Below are 25,099 nucleotides of genomic sequence, written 5' to 3' on the forward strand. Positions count from 1 at the left end.
GGTAGAATCACGCCCTGTCTCAATCAGGGCGTTTTTCTATGCGTATTGGCCATGGCTACGATGTCCACCGTTTCGCCGACGGTGATTTCATTACCCTGGGCGGGGTGCGTATCCCCCACAAATACGGCCTGTTGGCCCATTCCGATGGTGACGTGCTGCTGCACGCCCTGAGCGATGCCCTGCTTGGCGCTGCGGCGCTGGGCGACATCGGCAAGCACTTCCCCGACACCGACCCGCAGTTCAAGGGCGCCGACAGCCGCGTGCTGCTGCGCCATGTGCTGGGTGTCGTGCGCAACAAGGGCTGGAAGGTCGGCAACGTCGACGCCACCATCGTCGCCCAGGCGCCGAAAATGGCCCCGCATATCGAAACCATGCGCCAGCGCATCGCCGAAGACCTGCAGGTCGAGCTCGACCAGGTCAACGTCAAGGCCACCACCGAAGAAAAGCTGGGCTTCACCGGCCGTGAGGAGGGGATCGCCGTGCACGCGGTTGCCCTGTTGCTGCCAGTATGAACGAACTGCAACTGCTGGGGCCGCGCGCCTCGGGTGAGGCCCTGGGTACTGCGGTGCTCAAGGCGGTGGCCGAAGATTTCCAGGTCGACGAAGTGCTCGACATCCCGCTGTCCGGCCAGGGCGAGCACCTGTGGCTGTGGGTCGAGAAGCGTGACCTCAACACCGAAGAAGCCGCCCGCCGCCTGGCGCGCGCTGCCGGCGTGCCGGTGCGTTCGATCAGCTATGCCGGCCTCAAGGACCGTCAGGCCCTGACCCGCCAGTGGTTCAGCCTGCACCTGCCGGGCAAGTCTGACCCAGACCTGTCCCGTGCCGAAGACGAAACCCTGCGTGTGCTCAAGCAGGTACGCCACCAGCGCAAGCTGCAGCGTGGCGCCCATGCGGCCAACGGTTTCACCCTGCGCCTGACCGCGCTGCAGGCCGATCACCAGGCCCTCGATGCGCGCCTCGAGCAACTCAAGCAGCACGGTGTGCCCAACTATTTCGGTGGCCAACGTTTCGGCCATGCCGGAGGCAACGTATACGATGCCCAGGATTGGGCGGCGCGCCAGGCGTTGCCGGAGCAACGCAACGTCCGTTCGCGATTGCTCTCGGCGGCGCGCAGCTACCTGTTCAACCAGGTGCTGGCCGCGCGCGTGGCCGATGGCAGCTGGCAGCGCGCCCAGGTCGGCGATTTGCTGGCCTTCACCGACAAACGCAGCTTCTTCCCGGCAGGAGAGGCCGAATGCAGCGATCCGCGGCTGGCGATTCTCGACCTGCACCCAACCGGCCCTCTGTGGGGCGAAGGCGATGCCCCGAGCAGTGGCGCCACGCTGGCGCTCGAATCGGCCATCGCCGAAACGCACCCGGCACTGTGCCAATGGCTGGCGCGTGCCGGCATGGATCACGAACGACGCATTCTGCGGCTCCCTATTGGGCGGCTGACGTGGCATTATCCCGAGCCTGATATCCTGCAACTGGAATTCGTCCTTCCGGCCGGATGCTTCGCCACCGTGGTGGTGCGCGAACTCGTCGATCTGGTGCCGGCAGGGCAGACGGACAGCCCATGCGTATTCTGATTTCGAATGACGACGGTGTTACCGCACCCGGCCTCGCCGCGCTGCATGCTGCGCTGGCGGATTACGCCGAGTGCGCGGTGATTGCCCCGGATCAAGACAAGAGCGGCGCCGGCAGTTCGCTGACGCTGGACCGGCCCCTGCACCCGCAGACATTGGCCAATGGCTTCATCAGCCTCAACGGTACCCCGACCGACTGCGTGCACCTGGGGCTCAACGGCCTGTTGCCGCAAACCCCTGACATGGTGGTGTCCGGTATCAACCTGGGCGCCAACCTGGGCGATGACGTGCTGTATTCCGGCACGGTTGCCGCCGCGCTCGAAGGGCGCTTCCTGGGGGGCACGTCACTGGCCTTCTCGCTGCTCTCGCGGCAAACCGACAACCTGCCGACGGCGGCCTACATAGCCCGTCGCCTGGTCGAGGCGCAGGCACGCCTGGAGCTGCCGCCGCGCACCGTGCTCAACATCAACATCCCCAACTTGCCGTTGGAGCATATCCGCGGCATCCAGCTCACCCGGCTGGGGCATCGGGCACGCGCGGCGGCACCGACCAAGGTGGTCAACCCGCGGGGCAAGGAAGGCTACTGGATCGCCGTGGCCGGCGATGCCGAGGATGGCGGGCCGGGCACTGACTTCCACGCGGTGATGCAGGGTTATGTGTCGATCACCCCGTTGCAGCTGGACCGCACCTTCAATGACGCCTTCGAGCGCTTCGAGGGCTGGCTGGAGGGCGTGCTCTGATGCGCGAACAGGACGATCTGATGCGCCGAGGTATCGGCATGACCTCGCAGCGTACCCGGGAGCGGCTGATCCAGCGCTTGTGCGAGGAAGGCGTGTCGAACCCCAAGGTGCTCGACGCGATTCGCCGTACCCCGCGTCACCTGTTCGTCGACGAGGCCCTGGCGCACCGTGCCTATGAAGACACCGCGTTGCCGATCGGCCACAACCAGACCATCTCGCAGCCGTTCATGGTTGCGCACATGAGTGAACTGTTGCTGGAGGCCGGGCCGCTGGACAAGGTGCTGGAGATCGGCACCGGTTCCGGCTACCAGACCGCGATCCTGGCGCAGCTGGTGGAGCGGGTGTTCTCGGTGGAGCGCATCAAAGTCCTGCAGGACCGTGCCAAGGAGCGTCTGGTCGAGCTCAACCTGCGCAACGTGGTGTTCCGCTGGGGCGATGGCTGCGAAGGCTGGCCGGCGCTGGCACCGTACAACGGCATCATCGTCACCGCGGTGGCGCCGGAGGTGCCCCAGGCGCTGCTTGACCAACTGGCGCCCGGCGGGCGCATGGTCATCCCGGTCGGGCCGGCAGGAGAGGTGCAGCAGTTGATGCTGATCGTCCGCGAAGAGCACGGGTTCTCGCGCCGTGTGCTGGGGGCGGTGCGCTTCGTGCCGTTGCTCAACGGCCCGCTGGCCTGACAAAACACGGAATATTTGCGTCAGCAGCGAATTCCCGCGGTCGGGCCCTGTCTATCTGGCGGGGTATCTGGCGTTAGCCGGTTCACTACGGGCCACCCCAAGCGAGGCGGCTCGGTTATAATTGCAACATTATTGCATTTTGCATCGTCATCTTTCGGCACCATGAGGGGAGCGCGGGTGGGTCACACAGGCATTCGGCAGCGCAAGGAACGATCGGTTTTGAAGCTTGTGGTGATTGCGCTGGCCATGGGAACCCTGTTGGCCGGCTGCTCCAGTACCGGCTCGAGCGGCGCGCGCGTGGTCGACCGCAACAATGCTGCGCCCAAGCGCCCGGCCGTCACCTCTGGGCAGTACGTGGTCAAGCCCGGCGACACGCTGTTCTCCATCGCCTTCCGCTATGGCTGGGACTACAAGGAGTTGGCGGCGCGCAACAATATTCCCCCGCCCTATACCATTCGTCCGGGCCAGCCGATTCGCTTCAGCAGTGGTGCCGGTGGCAGCACCACGGTGGTCACCAGCGGCCCATCGTCGTCGAGCAAGACCACCGTCACTCGCCGCCCGGTCGGTACCCCGCCGCCGCCGGCGAACAATGGCAAATCGGCCACTTCGGCGGCTTCGTCTTCCTCGCAAACGGTTGCCCAGGTGCCCGCCGCAGAGCGCGCCGTTGGCGGCTGGACGTGGCCGGCGAACGGCGTGCTGATTGGAAAATTCGCTTCAAACGGCAGTTTGAATAAAGGCGTTGATATCGCCGGTGATTTGGGACAGCCTGTTTTTGCTGCCGCTGATGGTGCAGTGGTTTACGCGGGGAGTGGCTTGCGGGGCTACGGCGAGCTGATCATCATCAAGCACAGCGATACCTACGTCAGTGCCTACGGTCACAACCGCAGGCTTTTGGTTCGGGAGGGGCAGCAGGTCAAGGCAGGGCAGACGATCGCAGAGATGGGATCCACGGGCACTGATCGGGTGAAGCTGCATTTCGAGATTCGCCGCCAGGGCAAACCCGTCGACCCACTCCAGTTCCTGCCACGCCGTTGATCATTGTCCCAGCCTGTTCCTCCGACGTAGAGGGGACAGGCTCCAGCGCTACCACGGAAAGGTGACGCTCGAGTCTGAGTTCGAACTCAGCAAAGGACTATAACAATGGCTCTCAGTAAAGAAGTGCCGGAGTTTGACATCGACGACGACCTGCTCTTGATGGAGACAGGCATCGTTTTGGAAACGGATGTGGTGTCAGACGAACCTGCTGTACCTTCGGTTCGGACCAAGTCGAAACAGAGCACATCGCTAAAGCAGCACAAGTACATCGATTACAGCCGGGCGCTCGATGCCACCCAGCTGTATCTCAACGAAATCGGCTTCTCGCCTCTGCTCTCGCCGGAGGAAGAAGTGCATTTCGCGCGCCTGTCGCAGAAGGGCGACCCCGCAGGGCGCAAGCGCATGATCGAAAGCAACCTGCGCCTGGTGGTGAAGATCGCCCGTCGTTACGTCAATCGTGGCCTGTCGCTGCTCGACCTGATCGAGGAAGGCAACCTGGGCCTGATTCGTGCGGTGGAGAAGTTCGACCCCGAACGCGGCTTCCGCTTCTCGACCTATGCCACCTGGTGGATCCGCCAGACCATCGAGCGGGCGATCATGAACCAGACCCGCACCATCCGCCTGCCGATTCACGTGGTCAAGGAGCTCAACGTCTACCTGCGTGCTGCGCGGGAGCTGACGCAAAAGCTCGACCATGAGCCGTCGCCGGAAGAGATCGCCAACCTGCTGGAGAAACCGGTAGCCGAGGTCAAGCGCATGCTCGGTCTCAACGAGCGGGTCTCGTCGGTGGACGTCTCGCTGGGCCCGGACTCCGACAAGACCCTGCTGGACACGCTCACCGACGACCGCCCCACCGACCCTTGCGAGTTGCTGCAGGACGATGATCTGTCGCAAAGCATCGACCAGTGGCTGGGTGAGTTGACCGACAAGCAGCGTGAGGTCGTTGTGCGCCGTTTCGGTCTGCGAGGCCATGAAAGCAGTACCCTGGAGGACGTGGGGCTGGAGATCGGCCTGACCCGTGAGCGGGTGCGGCAGATCCAGGTCGAGGGCCTCAAGCGCCTGCGCGAAATCCTCGAGAAGAACGGTTTGTCCAGCGAGTCCTTGTTCCAGTAGCACTGACGCCGTTGCAAAAAACGCCCCGATAATTTCGGGGCGTTTTTGTTCGCGCAGGCGAAATGTTTAGTTATCTACCCTTGTGCTATCGCGTGTAAGCGATCGCTTACTCGTTATGTAAGTAATCGTTGTAGGGGTTGGTAAATCAATGTCGTTTTCACTGGCGTACATTTTCTAAGTTGCTGAATATAAAGCTATTTTATGGTGTTAACGATTGTTGCGCCTGAAATCTCTTGAGAGATTCGTCGCTTGCCGGCCCCGTGGGAATCGCTAGTATTCGAACTGTGCCGACGGACAGGCACAGGTGCTCAGGATGAGTGCCAGGACATCGCAGGAAGCGATTCATCAGGACGATGAGTGGGATATACAGGGACTACGGAAAAAATGTGGGCGGGTCAAACCGCCCCTTTTTTTTGCCCGCTGAAAATGAAAAAAGGCCCGTTACGGGCCTTTTTTGTATCTGGACGATCAGCGCTCCAGATCGGCGATCTTGCCGGTCTTGCCGTCCCACTCTTCAGCGTCGGGCAGGGCGTCCTTGCGCTCGGTGATGTTCGGCCAGATCTCTGCCAGCTCGGCGTTCAGCTCGATGAAGTTCTCCATGCCGGACGGCACTTCGTCTTCAGAGAAGATCGCCTGGGCCGGGCACTCTGGCTCGCACAGCGCACAGTCGATGCACTCGTCCGGGTGAATCACCAGGAAATTCGGGCCTTCGTAGAAGCAGTCCACCGGACAGACTTCCACGCAGTCGGTGTATTTGCATTTGATGCAGTTGTCGGTGACGACGAAGGTCATTTCTAATTCTCTCCTCAGGCGACGGCAGCTTGCCCTTCCTTCCAGGGCAGCACGGTTCACGGTGGTGGCTGCAGGCCAGGCTAATAACCTGCAGCGCTCGCGAACCGCGCCGGATTCTACCAGCTTGTTTGGGTGGCCGTTATAACAGGTTCTTCAGTTGATATAGCATTTCGATAGCTTGGCGCGGGGTCATGTCGTCCAGCTCCAGCTTGCCCAGCTTCTCGATGGCCGGGTGTGGCAGGCTGGCGAACAGGTCGCTCTGGTGCGGCACGCCCGGCTCGCCCTTGCTCTTGCTGGCAATCGGCGTTTCATGGGGCAGGCTGGCGGTTTCCAGCCGGCCCAGGTGCTCACGGGCACGCTGGATCACCGGCCCCGGCACGCCCGCCAGTTGCGCCACGGCCAGGCCATAGCTCTGGCTGGCAGGGCCAGGCAGCACGTGGTGCAGGAAGACGATGCGTTCATTGTGTTCGGTGGCGTTCAGGTGCACGTTGGCCACCAGCGGCTCGCTCTCCGGCAGCACGGTCAGCTCGAAGTAGTGCGTGGCGAACAGCGTGTAGGCACGCAACTGGGCCAGGCGCTCGGCGGCGGCCCAGGCCAGCGACAGGCCGTCGAAGGTACTGGTGCCGCGGCCCACTTCGTCCATCAGCACCAGGCTGCGGTCGGTGGCGTTGTGCAGGATGTTGGCGGTCTCGCTCATCTCGACCATGAAGGTCGAGCGCCCGCCGGCCAGGTCATCGCTGGAACCGATACGGGTGAAGATGCGGTCGACCAGCGACAGCTCGCAGCTGGCGGCGGGCACGAAGCTGCCGATATGGGCCATCAGCACGATCAGGGCGGTCTGGCGCATGTAGGTGGATTTACCGCCCATGTTCGGGCCGGTAATGATCAGCATGCGGGTACTGTTGTCGAGCCCCAGGTCGTTGGCCACGAACGGCGTGGTCAGTACCTGCTCGACCACCGGGTGACGGCCCTGCTCGATGCGCAGGCAGGGTTCGTCGACGAAGCTCGGGCAGTTCAGGTCAAGGTTCAGCGCGCGCTCCGCGAGGTTGCTCAGCACGTCCAGTTCAGCCAGGGCGGCAGCGCTGTCCTGCAGCGGTGCCAGGTGGCCGATCAGGGTTTCGAGCAGGGCGTCGTAGAGCATCTTCTCGCGGGCCAGGGCGCGGCTCTTGGCCGACAGCGCCTTGTCCTCGAAGGCCTTGAGCTCAGGGGTGATGAAGCGCTCGGCGCCTTTGAGCGTCTGGCGGCGAATGTAATCGCCCGGTGCCTGCTCGGCCTGCTTGGTCGGCAATTCGATGAAATAGCCGTGCACGCGGTTGTAGCCGACCTTGAGGTTGGCCAGGCCCGTACGGGCTTTCTCGCGGGCTTCCAGGTCGATGAGGAACTGGCCGGCGTTCTCGCTCATCGCCAGCAGCTCGTCGAGCTCGCTGTCGTAGCCGGTCTTGAGCACACCGCCATCGCGGATCACCGCGGGCGGGTTGTCGATGATCGCCCGCTCGAGCATGCCGGCCAGTTCGGGGTAGGTGCCGGTGATCGCGGCCAGGCGCGCCAGGTGCGGCGCTTCAAGCTCGGCCATGGCGTTCTGCAGCTCGGGCAGGGCGCCGAGGGCGTCGCGCAGGCGCGCCAGGTCCCGCGGGCGCGCATTGCGCAGGCCGATACGCGCCAGGATGCGTTCGAGGTCACCGATCTCCTTGAGCTGCGGTTGCAGCTTTTCGAAGCGGTAGCCGTCGAGCAGGCAGCGGATCGAGTCCTGGCGCGCCTTGAGTACCTTGAGGTCGCGCAGCGGGCGGTTCAGCCAGCGGGTCAGCAGGCGGCTGGCCATGGCGGTCTGGCAACGGTCCAGCACCGACTGCAGGGTGTTGTCGCGGCCACCGGCCAGGTTGATGTCCAGCTCCAGGTTGCGGCGGCTGGCGGCATCCAGGATGACCGTGTCGTCCATGCGCTCGTGGCGCAGGCTGCGCAGGTGGGGCAGGGCGGTGCGCTGGGTTTCCTTGGCGTAGGTCAGCAGGCAGCCGGCGGCGCCGATGGCCAGGGTCAGCTTGTCGCAGCCGAAACCTTTGAGGTCCTTGGTCGCAAACTGCTGGCACAGGCTCTTGCGCGCCGAGTCGCGGTCGAAGTCCCAGGGTGCACGGCGGCGAGCGCCCGGGCGCTTCTCGGCCGGCAGGCCCTGGGGCCAGTCATCGGGGATCAGCAGCTCGACCGGGTTGATGCGCTCGAGCTCTGCCAGCAGGTTCTCCCAGCCCTTGATTTCCTGCACGCTGAAGCTGCCGCTGGTGATGTCCAGCACCGCCAGGCCGAACAGGCGCTCATCGCCCAGCAGGGCGGCGATCAGGTTGTCGCGGCGCTCGTCGAGCAGGGCCTCGTCGCTGATCGTGCCGGGGGTGATGATGCGCACCACCTGGCGCTCCACCGGGCCCTTGCTGGTGGCCGGGTCACCGATCTGTTCGCAGATCACCACCGATTCGCCGAGCTTGACCAGCTTGGCCAGGTAGCCTTCCAGCGAATGGAACGGAATCCCGCACATGGGGATCGACTGGCCTGCCGACTGGCCGCGGGCGGTCAGGGTGATATCCAGCAGTTTCGCGGCTTTCTTCGCATCTTCGTAGAAGATCTCGTAGAAATCGCCCATGCGGTAGAACATCAGCTGGTCCAGGTGCTGGTTCTTCAGCTTCCAGTACTGCTGCATCATCGGGGTGTGTGCGGAGAGATCAGACATTCAGGGCCTTACAGCGGGTGGTCTGGTGGCAAATTGCGAAACGCGTAATGGTACAGGCTTTTTACGCCTGCTGCAGGGCGTATGGGTGGGGCAAAACTACGCGCCGCGGGGTGATTGCATTTACCTTGGCTGGGCGGCATTATGCACGCTATGCAAAAACGCAACGTAGCATCCACTCTCAAAGCGCTGCTCGAGCGCCACGGCCTGTCCCCGACAGAGCTGCACCGGCGCACGGGCATTCCGCAATCCACGCTTTCGCGCATTCTCAGCGAAAAGATCGCCGACCCTTCCGACAAGCACGTGTCGAAGATCGCCGAGTATTTCGGCGTGAGCACCGATCAGCTGCGCGGCCGTGCCGAGCTGGGCGACACCCGTGAAGCGGCGCCGCGCATAGAGGCGCATGCGGCGCTGAGCGATATCAGCCTGTGGGACGATGAAACCCCCGTCGAGGACGACGAGGTGTCTGTTCCTTTTCTTCGTGAGGTCGAGTTGGCAGCAGGATCAGGAAGATTCGTCATCGAAGAAAGCGAGCATGCACGCTTGCGCTTCGGCAAACGCAGCCTGCGCCACAACGGCGTGCAGTTCGACCATGCCAAATGCGTGACGGTGCGCGGCAACAGCATGCTGCCGGTGCTGCGTGACGGCGCTACGGTAGGGGTCAACACTGGCAGGTGCACCATCGGCGATATCATCGATGGCGATCTTTACGCCATCAACCACAACGGCCAACTGCGGGTGAAGCAGGTCTACCGGTTGCCCACCGGCATCCGTCTGCGCAGCTTCAACCGCGATGAGCACCCGGACGAGGACTACAGCTTCCAGCAGATGCAGGACGAACAGATCAGCCTGCTGGGCCACGTATTCTGGTGGGGCATGTACGCGCGCTGACCCACCTTGATCCCCGACGAAAACCCGCCCAGGCGGGTTTTTTTTCGTCTGCAGAAAAGCCCTACACCCCGCGTCCAGCAAGCCCTTCATGCATTTCAGCAAAATCCAACGCATAAACATTTGAATAAATGCATTGACTGCATATGCATTGATGCATAACCTGTGTCTCAAGCCGGTCAGCAACCGGTTGTTACACAGGCAGCGATGAACAGGCCTCAACTGTTCAGAGGGTTGGCAACTGGCCCGGGTGTGCAGCGTAAAGCACCACGATCAGTTATCCGGCGGGCAGGCGGCCGCGGTCGGAGACACCAAATTGAAGCGGAACCGCGCGGCGTCACCAGTCGTGGCCAGCGGTTCGCCAACGCATTACTGAAAAGCCTGCAAGCCGGGCTTTTTGGAATGCCGAAGGCAACAAACATCCGTTCGCCGGCATGTCGCCGGCGGGCATCACACAAGGAGTACAGGACAGTGACGAACGAGCAACAGACGTTGCTGGAAATGCCGCTCTGGCTGGTGATCGTCCTGGCATTGCTGGGCGGCCTCAGCGGCGAAATGTGGCGCGCCGACAAGGCCGGTGCCCGGGGCTGGTCGCTGATCAGGCGGCTGGCGCTGCGATCCGGGGCCTGCATGGTCTGCGGGGTGTCAACGGTCATGCTGCTGTATGCAACGGGCATGTCGATATGGAGCGCCAGCGCCTTTGGTTGCCTGACGGCGATGGCCGGCGCCGATGTGGCCATCGGCCTTTACGAACGATGGGCCGCCAGGCGCCTGGGTTTGCGCGAACCGATCAACGGTGATCAACCCTGGAAGGAGGATGCATGAGCCAGCTGGCGATGTTGCAAACGACGCTGACCCAGACCATTCGTGAGGCGATACCCAATCTTGCGTCGGTAGAGGCCCAAGCAACTGTAGGAAGCAACTCGGCGTTACCGGCCCTGCGCCACGGCATCGTCGCCATGGTCGCCGACACCGCCCCCCGGGATGGCCGTTCGGTACTGGCGGTGACTTTCGAGGCCGATATCACCCTTGACGCAGCCAGCACGGATGCTCGGTTGCAAGGCAGCGAACTGGCGGCGCAACTGATGGACCTGCTGCGCCAGCAACTCTGGGGCCTGGAATTCGTCGAAGCGACCCGCAACGTCCAGGCGCAGTACCTCGGGGCCCAGTGGAAGGTGCGCTGGGAGCAGCCGGTGCTGTTGGGCGAGCCACGCTGGGAGTGGCCTGACCAGCCGCCGGGCAGCCTGGTGCTGGGCTTCGAGCCGGATACCGGGCCGGGCAACGAAGGCCGCTATATCAACCCGGAGGATCTGGCATGAGCTACGCCAGTGCCATGCACGATCGCATGCTGGCCGCCCTAGTGATCCCGTGCCGGGTAGTGGCGGTGGACCTGGCCGCTGCCCGGGTACGTGTGAGTGACGGCGGAGGCTGGACCAGCACCTGGGTGCGCTGGCATGCACTCGCTGCCGGCAAGGCCCGCCACTGGCGGGTGCCCAGCCTGGATGAACAGGGGGTCCTGGTAAGCCCCAGTGGCGAACCCGCGCAAGGCACCTTCGTGCCGGGCCTGTATGGCAATGCCGGGGCTGCGCCGGACAACCGCGAACATGTCGAGATCTGGCGTTTCGACGATGGCGGCTCGCTGAGCTACGACTGGCAGGCCAGCCGCTACGAGATCCAGCTGCCCAATGGCAACGCCAGCATCAAGGTGGGCGCCAGCACACTGCAGGTCAGCGATGCCGGCATCACGCTCGAGACGACAGCCATCACGCTGGATGCCTCGTCCATCAACCTGGATGCCACGTCCATCACCCTCACTGGCAACGTCGCCATCGAGGGCCCGCTGCTGGTCAGCGGTGACATCAACGGCGGCGGTCGGATCATCGATACCGCCGGCAACACCGCCAATCACAAGCACTGAGCCCATCCAATCGGTGCCAGGGAGGCACGCCCATGCTCAAAGACCTGCGTTGCGGCCATTGCGCGCGACTGCTCGCCCGCACGGGCGATTTCACCGAACTGCAGATCAAGTGCCCGCGCTGCGGCACCTTGAATCATGCCAAGGCCTCGAGCCCTGCGCGATCGCCTGCGAGCGACCAGAGTGCGCAGCTTTGTGCACGCCATCACGCTCTTCTACAGGTAGAGAACGCCATGCATATTCATGAACGGGATGCGCCTGCGTCGGGAGGTGCCCCATGATCGGCCTGGACCGCCGTACGGGGCAGCCCCTGAGCGGCATCGCCCACCTTCGCCAATCCATCGAAGACATCCTCACCACCCCCCTCGGCAGCCGGCGCATGCGCCCCGACTATGGCAGCCAGTTGCGCCGCTACGTCGACCTGCCGGTCAACGACGGCTGGAAGAGCGCCGTGCAGGCCGAAGTTGCCCGGGCCCTCGGGCGCTGGGAGCCGCGCCTGGCACTTGAACGAGTCCGCGTGGTGGCGGTGCTCGATGGCCAGGTCAGCCTGGCCCTGAGCGGCCGTTATCTGGGCGACGACGCACTGCTGGAGGTGAGCGTATGAGCCAGGTCGACCTGTCCAGGCTGCCGGCACCCCAGGTGCTCGAAGACCTCGATTTCGAAGCGATCTACCAGGATGACCTGGACACCTTCCGCAGCCGTCTGGGCGACGGCTGGAACGCCTCGCTTGAGAGCGACCCGGTCACCAAGCTGCTGGAAGTCGGGGCTTACCGCAAGCTGCTCAACCGGGCGCGGATCAACGACGCGGCCAAGGCGCTGCTGCTGGCCTACGCCGAAGGCAACGACCTGGAGCAGTTGGCCGGCAACGTCGGCCTGCAACGTCTGGTCATCCAGACAGCGGACCCAACCGCCTCGCCACCTGTCGAGGCATTGCTCGAATCCGACGACGCCCTGCGCGAGCGGGTGCAGTTGGTCTACGAAGGCCTGACCACCGCCGGCCCGCGCAACAGCTACATCCTGCATGCCCGCAATGCCTCGGGGCAGGTTGCCGATGCCACGGCCGAAAGCGCGTCGCCGGCCGTGGTGGACATCACCGTACTGAGCCTGGACGGCGACGGTACGGCCAACCCGGCACTGCTGGCCGAAGTGGCCAGCTACCTCAACGACGATGACATCCGCCCGGTCGCCGACCGGGTGGTGGTGCGCAGTGCCGAGATACTGCCGTACCGCATCGATGCCGTGCTGCACATGGCCGGCAGCGGCCCGGAGTACGAAGCGATCCTCGCCGAGTGCCGACGGCGCCTTGAAGCTGCGATCAACCCACGGCGGCGCCTGGGCGTTGAGGTAGCGCGTTCGGCTATCGACGCGCTGCTGCACATCGATGGCGTCAGCCGGGTCGAGCTGATCGGCTGGGCCGACCTGCAGCCGAGCAAGGCGCAGGCGGCGTGGTGCAGCGGCTTCGACCTCAAGCGCGGAGGCTGACATGCAAAGCCTTCTGCCGCTCAACCGCACCCCCCTTGAACGCGCCCTCGAGGCGGCCGCCGACGAAGACCTCAAGGCGGGGCTGCGCACCTTGTACAACCCCGACAGCTGCCCGGCGCATCTGCTTTACCAACTGGCCTGGGCCTGGTCGGTCGACCGCTGGGACGACAGCTGGAGCGAGACCATCAAGCGCTCGGTGATCCGCTCGGCGTTCTTCGTGCATGCCCACAAGGGCACGCTCGGCGCGTTGCGGCGGGTGGTCGAGCCCTTCGGCTACCTGATCGAAGTGCGCGAATGGTGGCAACTCGAGCCGGCCGGCGTACCCGGCACCTTCGCCCTGAAGGTGGGGGTGGAAGAGGCCGGTATCGATGAGCAGACCTACCTGGAACTGAGCCGCCTGATCGACGACGCCAAACCGGTCAGCCGCCACCTCATCGGCCTCGACATCAGCCTCGAAAGCCTGCTGCCGGCCTATCAGGCGGTTGCCCTCAACGAGGGCGAACTGCTCGAGGTGTACCCCTGGGAAGCGGCGGACATCGACGTGCACCTGGGCGCTGCGCACTGGGTAAACGAAACCACTCTGGACATACTGGACATCTACCTCAATGGCTAACTCAACCACCCAATTCGGTGGGTTCCTGACCAACGTCGGCATCGCCCAGCAGGCCAACACCGCCGCGCTGGGGCTGCCCTGGAACATCACCCACATGCTGATCGGCGATGCCGGCGGCGAACCCTCGCAAACCCCCGACCCGACCCCGAAGCCAACCCAGAATGCGCTGGTACGCCAGGTCTATCGGGCGCAACTCAACGCGCTCTACCAGTCGCCTGCCGACCCCGGCGTGCTGGTGGCCGAGCTGGTGCTGCCGCCGGAGACCGGCGGCTGGTGGATCCGCGAACTGGCGCTGGAAGATGCCAACGGCAATTTCATTGCCGTGGCCAAGCCGGCGCCGAGCTACAAGCCACTGCTGGCGCAAGGTTCGGGGCGTACCCAGACCATCCGCATGCACGTGGTGTTCGGCAACCTGGCCAACGTCACCCTGAAGATCGACCCGAGCATCGTGCTGGCCACCCGCGACTACGTGGACAAGGCCCGTGAAGCGGCCGAGCTCTATGCACGCAATCAGCTCAAGGCCCATGTGGAGGCAGCCGATCCGCACCCGCAATACCTGCGCCGCGCCGATGTGGCCAAGGACGCCGGGCCGCTGGCCTGGCTCGGAGCCGCGGCTGGCACGGCTGATGCCTTGGTGCTGACGCTCAAGAGCAGCGAGGCGGCGCTACCTGCCTACGCGGCTGGCCAGCGCTTCCAGTTCCAGGCCGTCGCCACCAACACTGGTGCGGTAACGGCAAGCATCAATGGCCGGCCGGCGGTGGCGGTGAAGAAGGCCGGCACCGGCGGGCTGGTCGACCTGCTCGGCGGTGATGTGCGCGCCGGGGCGCTCTATGACCTGAACTACGACGGCACTTACTTCCAGCTGGGGGGCGGTGTCAGCAGCGGCAAGGCCTTCGAGCGTTTCTCGTTCGAAGCCTCGGTCGGGCAGAAAGCGTTCAGCGCCCCGCACACCGTGGGTAACCTGATCGTCATGCGCAACGGGCGTGAAATCATCGACTACAGCGCTGATGGACAAAAGGTCACCCTGCACACTGCCTGCAACCTGGGCGACACCGTCGTGATCCTGGCTTTCGGTGCATTCCGCTCGGTAGACGGCTACACCAAGGCCGAGGTAGATGCCCTGCTGCGAACCTCGTCCGGCTTGCCCGTCGGCTCCATGCTGCCGTTCCCGCGCGATGTTGTGCCTACTGGCTTCCTTGAAGTCGACGGTAGCGTCCACAGCATCGCGATGTACCCAGATCTTGCGGCTTACCTGGGCGGCGCCTTCAACAAAGGTGATGAGAAGGCTGGCGAGTTTCGTCTGCCGGATTCACGTGGCGAGTTCTTGCGTGGCTGGGACCATACGCGCGGTGTCGATGCCGGCCGAGGTCTCGGAACCAATCAGGCTGACGAGTACAAGGCGCATACGCATACTCAACAGGGTATTAATAACGTTGCAAGCGGCACCGGTGGGATCGGAGCCCTCAACGTTGCGGGCAACGGTGTGGACGGCGTGCAGACGCGGAGTGCAGGTGGAGGCGAAACCCGGCCGCGAAACATCGCCGTGATGTGGTGCATCAAGGCCTGGAATGCACCGGTTAATCAGGGGCAGATCGACGTAGCCGCCCTAGCCGCTGAGGTCGGGAAGCAGAAGGCCGTATCTGTGATCGGTGGACACAAAGGGCTGAAAGTCTCGGCGACGGGGGCGTCGTCGCTGGTGTCGGTGATGGCGAATCAGCTGGTGCTGGGCAGCGCAGCCGAAGCAAAGAGGCTGACGGCTATCAGCCTTAGCATTGACTCTTCAAGGGTCGGCGCGGGTGGCCTTGATGCGGGCATTCTCACCGCTTCTGCTTGGTACAGCATCTGGGTTATCTGGGGTGATACGCCTGGAGTTGCTGGGCTGCTTTCCCTGAGTGATACAGCGCCCACGCTGCCGGCTGGTTACACGCACAAAGTGCGAATTGGTTGGACTCGCACCGATGCTACCGCCAACAAGTTCCCCCTCGGATTCGTGCAGAACGGTCGGGATGTTCAGCTTCTCGTGTTGCGTGACATGGCGGCTGGCGTGCTTTCTCAGTGGACGGCTATCGCGACCGGCAATTTCGTGCCGACTACAGCTGTTGCTGTTACAGGTCGTGTCCAGAACTCGAACCTGATTGCTGCCGTGGCGCCCAATGCGTCTTACGACCCTTACGGGGTTGCGTACGTCTACCTGCCGTCGGGGAACGGCTCGGCGGCGCAGCAATTCAGGGTTCAGCTGGAGTCCGCAAATATTTATGGGTCCAGCACTGCGAGCGGTAGCAGGATTTCGGTGCTGGGTTGGGAGGACGATCTATGAGCTTTGCAGTGAGAAACGACCTGCGCGGATGGCGGGCGGTTGGTGGGGTCGAGGATGTTGCCCAAGACGAACACTATTGCGAGGAGCGGCCCGAACTGCCCGTAGATGTCGAAGCCGAGCGCGCTTGGCGCGACGGGGCGCTGACTGCGCTGGTCTGGCTGCGTGATCGCCACCGCGATCAGCTGGAGATTGGCGCGGCCACCACGGTGACGCCCGAGCAGTTCACCGAGCTGCTGGAGTACATGCAGCAACTGCGCGACTGGCCCCAGTCCGAGGCCTTCCCAGACTCGTCGGCGCGTCCCGTACCGCCAGCATTCCTTAAGACTGTAGGGGGTGAGCAATGAGCCGTGCCAACGATCTCGCCGCAATGGAAAGCGGTTTGCTCGCAATGCGCGGGCTCAATAACGCGGCCATCACCGCGAATAAGGTACTGACTGCTGACGAAACCGGCGTGCTCCTGGTCGACGCCTCGGCTGGGGCTGTGACCATCACGTTGCCGCCGTCCAGTCGGCCAATGGATGTGCGTGTTCAACGCGTCGACAACAGCGGGAATCGCCTTGTGGTGCAGGCCGCCGGTGATGAGGCGATCAAGTTCCACACCCGCCTGCGTGCATCGGGGTACGCCTTCTTCGTGCTGATGGGGGCCGGTGATTACTGGCACCTGCGCAGCGATGGTGCCGGTGCCTGGCTACCGTTGGACCGACTCGACCGCGCCGCCCTTGGCCGGCCGATTTTTGAGACATCGACCACGATCAGCCCAGGTGGATGGGGGTTGGCCAACGGTGCCTTGCTGAATCGAGTCGAATGGCCCTGGCTGTGGGACTACGCCCAGCAATCCGGACTGTTCATAGGTGAGGCCGAGCGCGTTGGTATGGAAGGTGCTTGGACCAGCGGTGACGGTGCTACCACGTTCCGCACGCCGGAGCTGCGGGGTGAGTTCTTGCGAGCACTGGATGAAGGGCGCGGCATTGACAGTGGCCGGGTCGGCGGCGGTAGCCAGAAAGGTTCGCTGATGATGTCCGACTACCCAAGCTCCGGACAGGGAGCCACTACCCTGGCCCCGACTGCATCCCAGGCTGCAGCGGATTATGGGCAGGATCCTTCGGTGCATACCGAATGGCCGACAGCCTGGGGGGTCAACACGGCCTCGTTGACGCCGTTCAAGCCGAGCACCAGCTTCATGCTGGGCACTTCCAGGCCGCGCAACCTGGCGTACCCCGCGCGTATCAAACTGATCTGAGGGCAGTTATGTATATCTACTTGATTGAATCATCCGGCGCCCTGTGCGGCCCGGTGGATGTCCCGAACGTGCCAGGTATTGGTCTGCAACTGCCGGGCAATGCCATTGCTCTCGACGAAGCATTGGCGAAACCGAACGCGGGACAGGTTTGGGCCAAGATTGATAGCCAGGCGCCGGTACAGGTCGAGGATCGCCGGGGTTTGTACTTCCGTACGGACTCTGGCGAGCAGGTAAACCATTTCGAATTGGGGCCGTTGCCTCGAGAGCTGACCGAGATGCCACGTCCCGATTCGTTCCATTTCTGGGAGGGTCAGGCCTGGACACTGAATAAGGCCGCCAAGGCGGCGCATGATGCCGCAACCGAGCGCGATTGGCGCGATGCGCAAATCCTGGGCCACGAATGGTTCATCTCACGTCATCGCGCCGAGCGCGACTTGCAGCGCGCGACCACCCTGAGCACTGAGCGCTTCAATGAATTGCTCGCCTATGTGCAAACCCTGCGCGACTGGCCCGCCAGCGAAGCCTTCCCATCCATCGATAACCGCCCTGTGGCACCGCCGTGGGTCGCCGAATACATCCAATGAAGCCCCGCACCGCCGGGGCTTTTTTTCACCTGTAACAACCTCTCAAGGCCCTGCACCCGCAGGGCCTTTTCATACCCGAACCTGGAGTAAACCTGTATGAGTGGATTCTTCCACGGCGTCACCGTGACCAACGTCGACACCGGTGCGCGCAGCATTGCGCTGCCGTCTTCCTCGATCATCGGCCTGGTCGATACCTTCACCGAAGGCCCGAACGTCAGCGCCAAGGCCAACGACCTGGTGCTGATCACCAGCGAGCGCGACGCGGTCGCGGCGTTCGGCCTGAATGCGCCGATCACCAAGGCCTGTCGCGCCATCTACAGCCGCGCCAAGGCGGTCATCGTTGCCTGCGGCGTGGCCAAGGTCGAGGACGCCGCCGAGCAGACCTCGGCGATCATCGGCAACGTGCTGGCCGACGGCAAACGTACCGGCCTGCAGGCGCTGCTCGACGGCAAGAGCCGCTTCAACGCCCAGCCGCGCCTGCTGGTTGCGCCGAAACACAGCGGGACCCAGGCCGTCGGCACCGCGCTGGTGGCCCTGGCCGACAAGCTGCGCGCCATCGCCATCATTGACGGCCCCAACAGCACCGATGAGGCGGCCATCGCCTACGCCAAGAACTTCGGTGCCAAGCGCGCATTCCTGGTCGACCCGGGCGTGCGCTACTGGGACAACGACGCAGAGGCCACTGTCGACGCGCCCGGCTCGGCCTGGGTCGCCGGCCTGTTCGCCTGGACCGACCGTGAATACGGTTTCTGGGCTTCGCCGTCGAACAAGGAGTTCGTCGGCATCACCGGCACCACCCGCGCGGTGGAGTTCCTCGATGGCGACGACAGCTGCCGCGCCAACCTGCTGAACAACGCCAACATCGCCACCATCATCCGTGACGACGGCTTCCGTCTGTGGGGCAACCGCACCCTGTCCAGCGATCCGAAGTGGGCCTTCGTCACCCGCGTACGGACTATGGACATCGTCATGGACGCGATCCTCTATGGCCACAAATGGGCCGTCGACCGCTCCATCACCGCCACCTACGTCAAGGACGTCACCGAGGGCCTGCAGGCCTTCATGCGCGACCTGAAGAACCAGGGCGCGATCATCAACTTCGAGGTCTACGCCGACCCGCAGTTGAACACCGCCAGCCAGCTCGAGCAGGGCAAGGTGTACTGGAACATCCGCTTCACCGACGTGCCGCCTGCCGAAAACCCCAATTTCCGCGTTGAAGTCACCAACCAGTGGCTGACCGAAGTCCTCGATTCCGCCGCTTAAGGAGCGCATTTACATGGCAATGATTCCCGAAACCCTGGCCAACCTGAACCTGTTCGTCGATGGCGTCAGCTTCCAGGGCGATGTACCCAGCCTGACCCTGCCCAAGCTCACCCTGAAGATGGAGGAGTATCGCCCTGGTGGCATGGACATGGCGGTCGAGATGGACCAGGGCATGGAAAAACAGGAAGCGGCCTTCACCACCACCGGTGTGCGCCGCGAGTCGCTGAAGTTCTTCGGCCTGGCCGACGGCAACGGCTTCAACGGCACCTTCCGCGGCGCCTTCAAGGGCCTCAAGGGGCAGATCAACCCGGTGGTGGTCACCCTGCGCGGCACCCTCAAGGAAGTCGACATGGGCGACTGGAAGTCCGGCGACAAGGCCGAGATCAAGCACAGTGTCGGCGTCACCTACTACAAGCTCGAAGTCGACGGTCGCCTGGTCTACGAGATCGACGCTCTGGGCATGAAGCGGGTGATCGACGGCGTCGACCAACTGGCCGCCCAGCGCGCCGCCCTTGGCTTGTAAGGAGAACCTGCAATGGCTCAAACGAAGAAATTGCCGCAATGGATGATGCTTAGCGCCGAGCGCGTGACCGTGCGCCTGTCGCGCCCCAGCGAGGCCAATGGCCTGCAGGTGGACAGCCTGTCGCTGCGGGCGCCGACCGTACGTGACATTCGTAACGCGCAACTCGGTGGGGCAGGGGACGACGAGCAGCGAGAGCTGAACCTGTTCGCCTCCCTCGCCGAAGTTGGCGTCAAGGACCTCGAAGGCCTGGCACTGAAGGACTACAGCCGCTTGCAGAGTGGCTACTTTCGCCTGGTGCAGGACGACGAGGTTTGATCCAGCCCGGCAGAAGGCCGCCGCACGGCGGCTGGCCAAGGAGCTGAACTTTTCCGCCAGCGAGATCATGGGCATGTCGTTCAGCGACATGCTCTGGTGGCTGGCGGAGTGACAAGGAGGAACGCATGGCGAATACATCGGTATTCACCCTCGGCGTCACCGCCCCCCAGCCGCTGGGCAGCGTTGTCGATGCGCTGCGCCAGTCGCTCGAACGGCTGCGCAGCCAAGCTGATGACACCCGTCTCGGGCGACTGATCGGCGAGGTCATTCGCCTGGGGCTGGAGCTGGACAAGGTGCGCTTGGTGGAGCGGCAGCTCACCACCGAGCAGGCGTGGGCGCATGAAGAACAGATTGACCGACTGCGCCGGGAGGGTGATGAGGTCGAGCGTTTGCGCAGGCGCTATTTGTCGCTCGGGCGCAAGCCGATAGTGCTGACCACGATTTACCTGAGGGTGGGCTTCAACGACGGGGCCGGATCTGCGCCGCAGACGGCCAGCCCCGTCACGCCTGAAAACGAAAGCCCGTCACCTGATGCATCAGGCTCCGAGCCTGGGGCCGAACCGTCGGAACCGACAGGTTCAGGGCGGCAGCCCAAGACTTGGGTACTCCTCGGGTCGATAGGCAGCGTATTTGCCGGCGCAATGGCCTACGGTGGTTACCGCAAGTTGCCTGGCCATCTTAAGACAAGTGTCCGTGAGGCAGCCGATGAGGGGGCGCCCACAGCGATTGGCAAGGGATTGCTGGCGCTGGGTGAGGAGAAGGGCGAAGACAAGGCCAAAGGCCTTGGCGCTGCTTTTGGAGAACTGGCCGGGGGTGTGTTGGGCACGCTTCTTGGCGCAGTGACCAAGAACGAACGGGCCAAGAAATATGGAGGCAAGATTGGAGAGCTGCTAGGGGAGAACCTCGGTGGTGCGTTCGGTACCTTCCTCTATGACGAGGTTTACGCCGAGCCTGCTGGCAAGGACAAGCCCGCCGATGGCAGTAAGGCTTCCGGGGCATCCACCGCTGAGGTCAAGGCAAAGCGCACTGCGGCGTCGGGGGGTAAACAGGAGCAAGTAGAGGAAGAAGAGGAAGAGGAAGAAGAAGAGGAAGAAGAGGAGCAGCTTGAAGCAAAAGACAGCGTTTCGAGCAGGCCATCGGAAAGCGCAGGCTTGGTGTCGACGGCCAGCTCGGCCGCGCTTGGCGCCACCTCGCTTCTTGGGATGATGGGCAAGGCTGGGGCGAGCCCTGCCGGTGCCTCTTTAACGGGTCGGGTTTTGCGGCGCCTACCGGGAATGAGCCAGCTCACTACTGGGCTACAACTGGCCGAAACCTACAACAGCGACGCCACGGCTGAGCAGAAACTCGAAGGTTACGGAACAGCCGTAGGTGGTCTGGGCGGTGGCCTGGCCGGTGCTGCCGTGGGCGCGGCGGTCGGTTCGGTGGTGCCTGTGATTGGTACTGCGATCGGCGGCCTGATCGGTGGTGTGCTCGGCAGCATGGGCGGGGAAAGCCTGGGTGGCTTGCTGGGTAAGGCACTGGGGGCTGGAAAGGATGATCCCCCCACCCAGCCGGCAATGGGCAATGCGGCCCGGGCTCTGGATACTCCGGCAGCGCCGGCGAACGCTCAGGTGCAACCGGCGCAGACCGCTGCACCTGCGCCCCCGGTCAATCAGCAGTTCACCTTCAACGCCAACTTGCCAGTGACTTTCACCAACAGCCTGGGCGACCCGAGTGTGGTGCAGCAGCTGGAGGCCATGATGCGCCGGCAGTTGGACGAGCTCATGCGTCAAGCCCGCTCGGTGCAGATGACCGACACCTCACATATCGCACTTTAAGGAGCATGCATGACCTATCTGGAGCAGCTGCAAGCCACGCTGCACGCCCTGGTCAAGGCGGGAGAGGCAGGGCGTCGGCGTGCCGACGCCATGCTCGACCCAATGAACGAGGCGATCGACCATATCCAAGGCGCGGTCGTCGAGCTGGAAGGGTTGCCGGTGGTCGGTCCGATCATCGGCGCCAAGTTGCAGCGCACGATGCGCGCCATCGAAACCGCCCAGGCACGGGTGGCCAAGGTAGTGGCGAAGTATGACCAGGCCGTGGCCGTGGTGCGCCAGGTGCGTGACCGCATCGACGGGTTCGCCGGCCATGTGGCCAAGGCCGGTGCGGCCATTCGGCGGATGGTGGGGGAGGTACGTTCGACCGTCAACGGCGTGCTGTCGACCTTGGGCTTCGCGCCCCAGGCGACGCCGGCGGCCGAGGCGATCAAGCCGTTCCCTCATCTGCTGGTGCTGCAACCCCTGAAACCCGGGGCTGCACCTTACTACTTCAACCTCGACACCGCCGCCTTCGACCAGTTGCGCCGGCAAACACGCTTCCGTTGGGCCGGGCAGGAACGCCTGAGCCGCGAAAGCGCGCAGCAGGCCGTCAGCCTGGGCGAAGAAAGCATCAGCATCCGCGGGGCGATCTTCCCCGGCTTCAAGGGCGGCCTTGGCCAGTTGCAGACGCTGCGCAGCATTGGCCGCCAGCTGTTGCCGCTGTCGTTGACCAGCGGTTATGGCGAAGTACTTGGCACCTGGTGCCTGACCAGTATCGAAGAGGAGCAAAGCCTGCTGCAGGCCGGCGGCATTCCTCGCAAACAAGGCTTTTCACTGGAGTTCGTGAGCTATGGCCAGGATCTGCATAACGTCTGAAGGCGATCTGCTCGACACCCTCTGCCAGCACTACTACGGGCAGCTCGAGGGGATGGTCGAGGCGGTGCTGGATGCCAATCAGGGGCTCGCGGACGAGGCCCAGCCGTTTCGCGCCGGGGTAAGGATCGCGCTGCCGGAACGGCCTGTGGTAGCGAGCAATACCCTTCAACTGTGGGACTGACAGGAGGCTACGCTGCCGTTTGCGCAGCGCAGCCTCCAGGGAGGCAGAATCATGAAACCTGTGTTCAGCATCCAGGCCGATGGCAAGGACATCACCACGCTGATCAACGATCGCCTGTTGCTGATGCGTACCACCGACAAACCGGGCCTTGAGTCGGACGAGTTCGAACTGCGCATCGATGCCCGTGATGGCGCCGTTGCGTTGCCGGCCCGGGGGGCGGTGCTCGAGGTGTTGCTTGGCTATGCCGGGCAGCCCATGAGCCGCCTGGGCCGTTACACCGTCGATGAGGTGGAGCTGTCCGGCCCGCCCGACGCCTTGGTGATCCGTGGCAAGGCCTGCGACCTGCGCGGCAGTGGCAAGACCATCCGCAGTGGCAGTTGGGAGAATGTGACGCTGCAGCGTATCGTCGCCGAAATCGCTGCCCGCAACGGCTGGCAGGCGGTATGCCCGGTGACGGTGCAGATACCGCGTGCCGACCAGTACAGCGAGTCGGATTTCAACTTCATCACCCGCCTGGCCCGGCTGCACGATTGCACCGGAAAACTCGCCAATGGTCAGTTGTTGGTGCTCCCGCGTCAGGGGCGACAGAGCGCCAGCGGCAAGGCCTTGGGGGTGGTCACCATTGCTCGCGACGAGGTCAGCCAGTGGCAGTTCCGCCTGGCTGACAGGAGCACCCACAAGGCCGTCCGCACCCGTCATCTGGACAGTGCCAGCGGTCGCTTGCAGGCTGTGGAGCTGCCCAATGGCGATGCCCCGGATGGCCTGCAAGCGGTGTACACCGACCGCCATCTGTACCCCAACCGGGCCGCAGCCGAACAGGCCGCGAAGGCGCGCCTGGCCAGCTTCAACCGCGATACCGGCAGCGTGCGCCTGGACATGCCCGGGCGTACCGACTTGTTCGCCGAACGCGAAATCGAGGCCCGAGGGTTTCTGGCCGGGCTCGATGGGCCGTACCTGATCGAGTCGGTGGAGCAGGTGTTCACCAGCAGTGGCTGGCGCACCACCGTGCAGTGCAGCGGTGGCCGGCAGGGCAAGGCCAGGGCCAAGGGGGCGGCGCCGCGCCGCGCGACGTCGCTCAAGGCCCAGGGTACAGGGTGAAGGTTTCCTGATGCCTGTGGGGCGGCAGGCTTTCTATAGTCGGCGCAGGCGTGGCTTTGAATTCAAGGCCGCCCAAGCCGACATCAGGGGCCAACTCGCCAGGACCTGCGCCTATGTTCATCGATTTTCGTTGTGGCCAGTGCCGCAAGCTGCTGGTCCGCATCACGCCCGCTTCCGAGCTCCAGATCAAATGTGGCCGCTGCCGCACCTTGAATCATGTGAAAGCCACGCGCTTCGAGCCATCGCCCCTGAGCGAATCACCGGCGGCACTGGCCGCCATTCGATCAGACCGTAATGGAGCCGCTATCGATGGTGTTAACCGAACCGCAATTGAAAGAAATCTATCCCGCAGCCGGCCAACGGGTCACGGCCTTCCTGCCGTCTCTCAACGAGGCCATGGCCCGTTGGGAAATCGACCACCCAAAGCGCGCCGCCGCGTTTCTTGCCCAGGTCGGCCATGAGTCCGGCCAACTGCGCCACGTCAAGGAACTGGGTGGCGATAGTTATCTGGCACGCTATGACACCGGCAGCCTGGCCCTGCGCCTGGGCAACACGCCCGAGGCCGATGGTGACGGCCAACGCTATTGTGGCCGTGGCCTGATCCAGGTGACCGGGCGCAACAACTACCAGGCCTGCAGCCGCGCCTTGTTCGGTGACGAACGCTTGCTGGCGCAGCCGCAGATGCTCGAGCAACCACGCTGGGCCTGCGAATCGGCAGCCTGGTTCTGGCACTCGCGGGGGCTGAACGCGCTGGCCGACCAAGGTGAGTTCAATCGCATCACCCGCCACATCAATGGTGGCCTCAATGGCCTTTCCGATCGTCTGCTGCTGTGGCAGCGAGCCCGTGAGGTGCTGTGTTGAGCCGCTGGCAGCTCGGGCTTTGCGCGCTGCTCCTGCTGTTGGGGGCGGCGCTGGCCTGGCAACTGCAGGCCTGGCGCTATGGGCGGTTGCTGGCCCAGCAGGAGCAGCAGCTGGTGCAGCAACGGCTGGATCAGGCCGAGGCGCTGCATGGCCTGCTGCTCGCCGAGCGTGAACAGCGCCAGGGGGTGGAGCAACGGCTGCACGAGAGTGAATCGAGACATTTCCAGGAGCTTACCGATGCGCAACAGACTCAGGCTCGCTTGCGTGACCGCCTTGCTACTGCCGATCTGCGCCTGTCAGTCCTGGTCGAGCGCGGCGCCAGCTGTAGCGCAGTGCCTGCCGCCACCGCCGCCAGCGGCCTGGATCATGGCCCCGTACGCGCCCGACTTGACCCAGCGCATGCTCGACGAATTATCGCCATCACCGACACCGGCGACCGCGGACTGATCGCCCTGCGCGCCTGCCAGGACTATGTTCGTGCCCTGTCGCAGTGAGCCCTTGCCGGGTGTTAGGGTA

28 protein-coding genes and 2 pseudogenes are annotated in these 25,099 nt (G+C 64.0%); 28 read left to right on the top strand and 2 right to left on the bottom strand.

The window, feature by feature from the left end; all coding sequences use genetic code 11:
* The first annotated feature begins 38 nt into the window (after positions 1-38).
* The 6 genes from ispF to rpoS all read left to right on the top strand — a co-directional run bounded on the left by ispF (position 39) and on the right by rpoS (position 5,129).
* A complete protein-coding gene (ispF, locus tag F6X61_RS16955) occupies positions 39-512 on the top strand; it encodes a 2-C-methyl-D-erythritol 2,4-cyclodiphosphate synthase (RefSeq protein WP_125465197.1) in 474 nt (157 codons plus the stop codon).
* Entirely contained in the window at positions 509-1,567 is a 1,059-nt protein-coding gene (gene truD / locus F6X61_RS16960; protein WP_153787583.1) for a tRNA pseudouridine(13) synthase TruD, read from the top strand. Before ispF ends, truD begins: the two co-directional genes overlap by 4 nt.
* Positions 1,555-2,304: a 5'/3'-nucleotidase SurE gene (gene surE, locus F6X61_RS16965; protein WP_153787584.1), complete on the top strand. Its 750-nt coding sequence runs from the start codon at positions 1,555-1,557 to the stop codon at positions 2,302-2,304. The genes truD and surE overlap by 13 nt, the downstream gene beginning before the upstream one ends.
* A 38-nt stretch (positions 2,305-2,342) precedes the next feature.
* Entirely contained in the window at positions 2,343-2,981 is a 639-nt protein-coding gene (locus F6X61_RS16970) for a protein-L-isoaspartate(D-aspartate) O-methyltransferase (protein ID WP_178125836.1), read from the top strand.
* 177 nt (positions 2,982-3,158) lie between these two features.
* On the top strand, positions 3,159-4,016 hold the full coding sequence (locus F6X61_RS16975) for a peptidoglycan DD-metalloendopeptidase family protein (protein WP_153787586.1): 858 nt from the start codon (positions 3,159-3,161) through the stop codon (positions 4,014-4,016).
* A gap of 105 nt (positions 4,017-4,121) precedes the next feature.
* On the top strand, positions 4,122-5,129 hold the full coding sequence (rpoS, locus tag F6X61_RS16980; RefSeq protein WP_153787587.1) for an RNA polymerase sigma factor RpoS: 1,008 nt from the start codon (positions 4,122-4,124) through the stop codon (positions 5,127-5,129).
* A gap of 468 nt (positions 5,130-5,597) precedes the next feature.
* Here rpoS and fdxA read toward each other — a convergent pair whose 3' ends face one another.
* Entirely contained in the window at positions 5,598-5,921 is a 324-nt protein-coding gene (gene fdxA / locus F6X61_RS16985) for a ferredoxin FdxA (protein ID WP_027595821.1), read from the bottom strand.
* A 139-nt stretch (positions 5,922-6,060) separates the two neighbouring features.
* Positions 6,061-8,634: a DNA mismatch repair protein MutS gene (gene mutS, locus F6X61_RS16990; RefSeq protein ID WP_153787588.1), complete on the bottom strand. Its 2,574-nt coding sequence runs from the start codon at positions 8,632-8,634 to the stop codon at positions 6,061-6,063.
* Between the two features lie 141 nt (positions 8,635-8,775).
* Between mutS and F6X61_RS16995 the strand changes: the two genes are divergently transcribed.
* The 22 genes and pseudogenes from F6X61_RS16995 (at position 8,776) to F6X61_RS17100 (ending at position 25,077) form a co-directional block, all read left to right on the top strand.
* On the top strand, positions 8,776-9,522 hold the full coding sequence (locus tag F6X61_RS16995; protein WP_153787589.1) for a helix-turn-helix transcriptional regulator: 747 nt from the start codon (positions 8,776-8,778) through the stop codon (positions 9,520-9,522).
* Between the two features lie 468 nt (positions 9,523-9,990).
* Positions 9,991-10,344, top strand: coding sequence for a phage holin family protein (locus tag F6X61_RS17000; protein WP_153787590.1), 354 nt, complete (start codon positions 9,991-9,993; stop codon positions 10,342-10,344).
* Positions 10,341-10,838, top strand: a complete 498-nt coding sequence (locus F6X61_RS17005) for a hypothetical protein (RefSeq protein ID WP_153787591.1) — start codon at positions 10,341-10,343, stop codon at positions 10,836-10,838. The genes F6X61_RS17000 and F6X61_RS17005 overlap by 4 nt, the downstream gene beginning before the upstream one ends.
* Positions 10,835-11,437: a phage baseplate assembly protein V gene (locus tag F6X61_RS17010; RefSeq protein WP_153787592.1), complete on the top strand. Its 603-nt coding sequence runs from the start codon at positions 10,835-10,837 to the stop codon at positions 11,435-11,437. Before F6X61_RS17005 ends, F6X61_RS17010 begins: the two co-directional genes overlap by 4 nt.
* Before the next feature lie 32 nt (positions 11,438-11,469).
* Positions 11,470-11,616: pseudogene (locus F6X61_RS27280) on the top strand (Com family DNA-binding transcriptional regulator); the annotation flags it as partial.
* 95 nt (positions 11,617-11,711) lie between these two features.
* Entirely contained in the window at positions 11,712-12,038 is a 327-nt protein-coding gene (locus F6X61_RS17020) for a GPW/gp25 family protein (RefSeq protein ID WP_110992385.1), read from the top strand.
* Positions 12,035-12,916, top strand: coding sequence for a baseplate J/gp47 family protein (locus F6X61_RS17025; protein ID WP_153787593.1), 882 nt, complete (start codon positions 12,035-12,037; stop codon positions 12,914-12,916). The genes F6X61_RS17020 and F6X61_RS17025 overlap by 4 nt, the downstream gene beginning before the upstream one ends.
* A gap of 1 nt (position 12,917) precedes the next feature.
* Positions 12,918-13,529 carry a phage tail protein I gene (locus tag F6X61_RS17030; protein ID WP_153787594.1) on the top strand — a complete coding sequence of 204 codons (612 nt, stop codon included), beginning with the start codon at positions 12,918-12,920 and terminating at the stop codon, positions 13,527-13,529.
* Entirely contained in the window at positions 13,522-15,846 is a 2,325-nt protein-coding gene (locus F6X61_RS17035; RefSeq protein WP_153787595.1) for a phage tail protein, read from the top strand. The genes F6X61_RS17030 and F6X61_RS17035 overlap by 8 nt, the downstream gene beginning before the upstream one ends.
* Positions 15,843-16,190 carry a phage tail assembly chaperone gene (locus F6X61_RS17040; RefSeq protein WP_153787596.1) on the top strand — a complete coding sequence of 116 codons (348 nt, stop codon included), beginning with the start codon at positions 15,843-15,845 and terminating at the stop codon, positions 16,188-16,190. The genes F6X61_RS17035 and F6X61_RS17040 overlap by 4 nt, the downstream gene beginning before the upstream one ends.
* Positions 16,187-17,086 carry a phage tail protein gene (locus F6X61_RS17045; RefSeq protein ID WP_153787597.1) on the top strand — a complete coding sequence of 300 codons (900 nt, stop codon included), beginning with the start codon at positions 16,187-16,189 and terminating at the stop codon, positions 17,084-17,086. Before F6X61_RS17040 ends, F6X61_RS17045 begins: the two co-directional genes overlap by 4 nt.
* Positions 17,087-17,094: 8 nt before the next feature.
* On the top strand, positions 17,095-17,670 hold the full coding sequence (locus tag F6X61_RS17050; RefSeq protein WP_153787598.1) for a phage tail assembly chaperone: 576 nt from the start codon (positions 17,095-17,097) through the stop codon (positions 17,668-17,670).
* A 96-nt stretch (positions 17,671-17,766) separates the two neighbouring features.
* The gene (locus F6X61_RS17055) at positions 17,767-18,933 is read left to right on the top strand and encodes a phage tail sheath family protein (RefSeq protein WP_153787599.1); all 1,167 of its coding nucleotides are present in this window, start codon (positions 17,767-17,769) and stop codon (positions 18,931-18,933) included.
* Positions 18,934-18,946: 13 nt separating this feature from the next.
* Complete coding sequence (locus tag F6X61_RS17060) at positions 18,947-19,456, top strand: phage major tail tube protein (RefSeq protein ID WP_110992379.1); 510 nt, start codon at positions 18,947-18,949, stop codon at positions 19,454-19,456.
* A gap of 12 nt (positions 19,457-19,468) precedes the next feature.
* The gene (locus F6X61_RS17065; protein ID WP_153787600.1) at positions 19,469-19,771 is read left to right on the top strand and encodes a phage tail assembly protein; all 303 of its coding nucleotides are present in this window, start codon (positions 19,469-19,471) and stop codon (positions 19,769-19,771) included.
* 125 nt (positions 19,772-19,896) lie between these two features.
* Positions 19,897-21,588 carry a hypothetical protein gene (locus F6X61_RS17070; protein ID WP_153787601.1) on the top strand — a complete coding sequence of 564 codons (1,692 nt, stop codon included), beginning with the start codon at positions 19,897-19,899 and terminating at the stop codon, positions 21,586-21,588.
* Between the two features lie 9 nt (positions 21,589-21,597).
* Entirely contained in the window at positions 21,598-22,443 is an 846-nt protein-coding gene (locus F6X61_RS17075) for a phage tail protein (RefSeq protein ID WP_153787602.1), read from the top strand.
* On the top strand, positions 22,418-22,624 hold the full coding sequence (locus F6X61_RS17080; protein WP_153787603.1) for a tail protein X: 207 nt from the start codon (positions 22,418-22,420) through the stop codon (positions 22,622-22,624). The genes F6X61_RS17075 and F6X61_RS17080 overlap by 26 nt, the downstream gene beginning before the upstream one ends.
* A 51-nt stretch (positions 22,625-22,675) precedes the next feature.
* Complete coding sequence (locus tag F6X61_RS17085; RefSeq protein ID WP_153787604.1) at positions 22,676-23,722, top strand: phage late control D family protein; 1,047 nt, start codon at positions 22,676-22,678, stop codon at positions 23,720-23,722.
* 113 nt (positions 23,723-23,835) lie between these two features.
* Positions 23,836-24,003, top strand: a pseudogene (locus F6X61_RS17090) (Com family DNA-binding transcriptional regulator); the annotation flags it as partial.
* 28 nt (positions 24,004-24,031) lie between these two features.
* Positions 24,032-24,583, top strand: coding sequence for a glycoside hydrolase family 19 protein (locus F6X61_RS17095; RefSeq protein WP_153787605.1), 552 nt, complete (start codon positions 24,032-24,034; stop codon positions 24,581-24,583).
* Entirely contained in the window at positions 24,580-25,077 is a 498-nt protein-coding gene (locus F6X61_RS17100) for a lysis system i-spanin subunit Rz (protein WP_153787606.1), read from the top strand. Before F6X61_RS17095 ends, F6X61_RS17100 begins: the two co-directional genes overlap by 4 nt.
* Positions 25,078-25,099: the final 22 nt, after the last annotated feature.

The sequence above is a fragment of the Pseudomonas sp. EMN2 genome, assembly GCF_009650555.1.
In the GTDB taxonomy this organism is placed as follows: Bacteria; Pseudomonadota; Gammaproteobacteria; order Pseudomonadales; family Pseudomonadaceae; genus Aquipseudomonas; species Aquipseudomonas sichuanensis.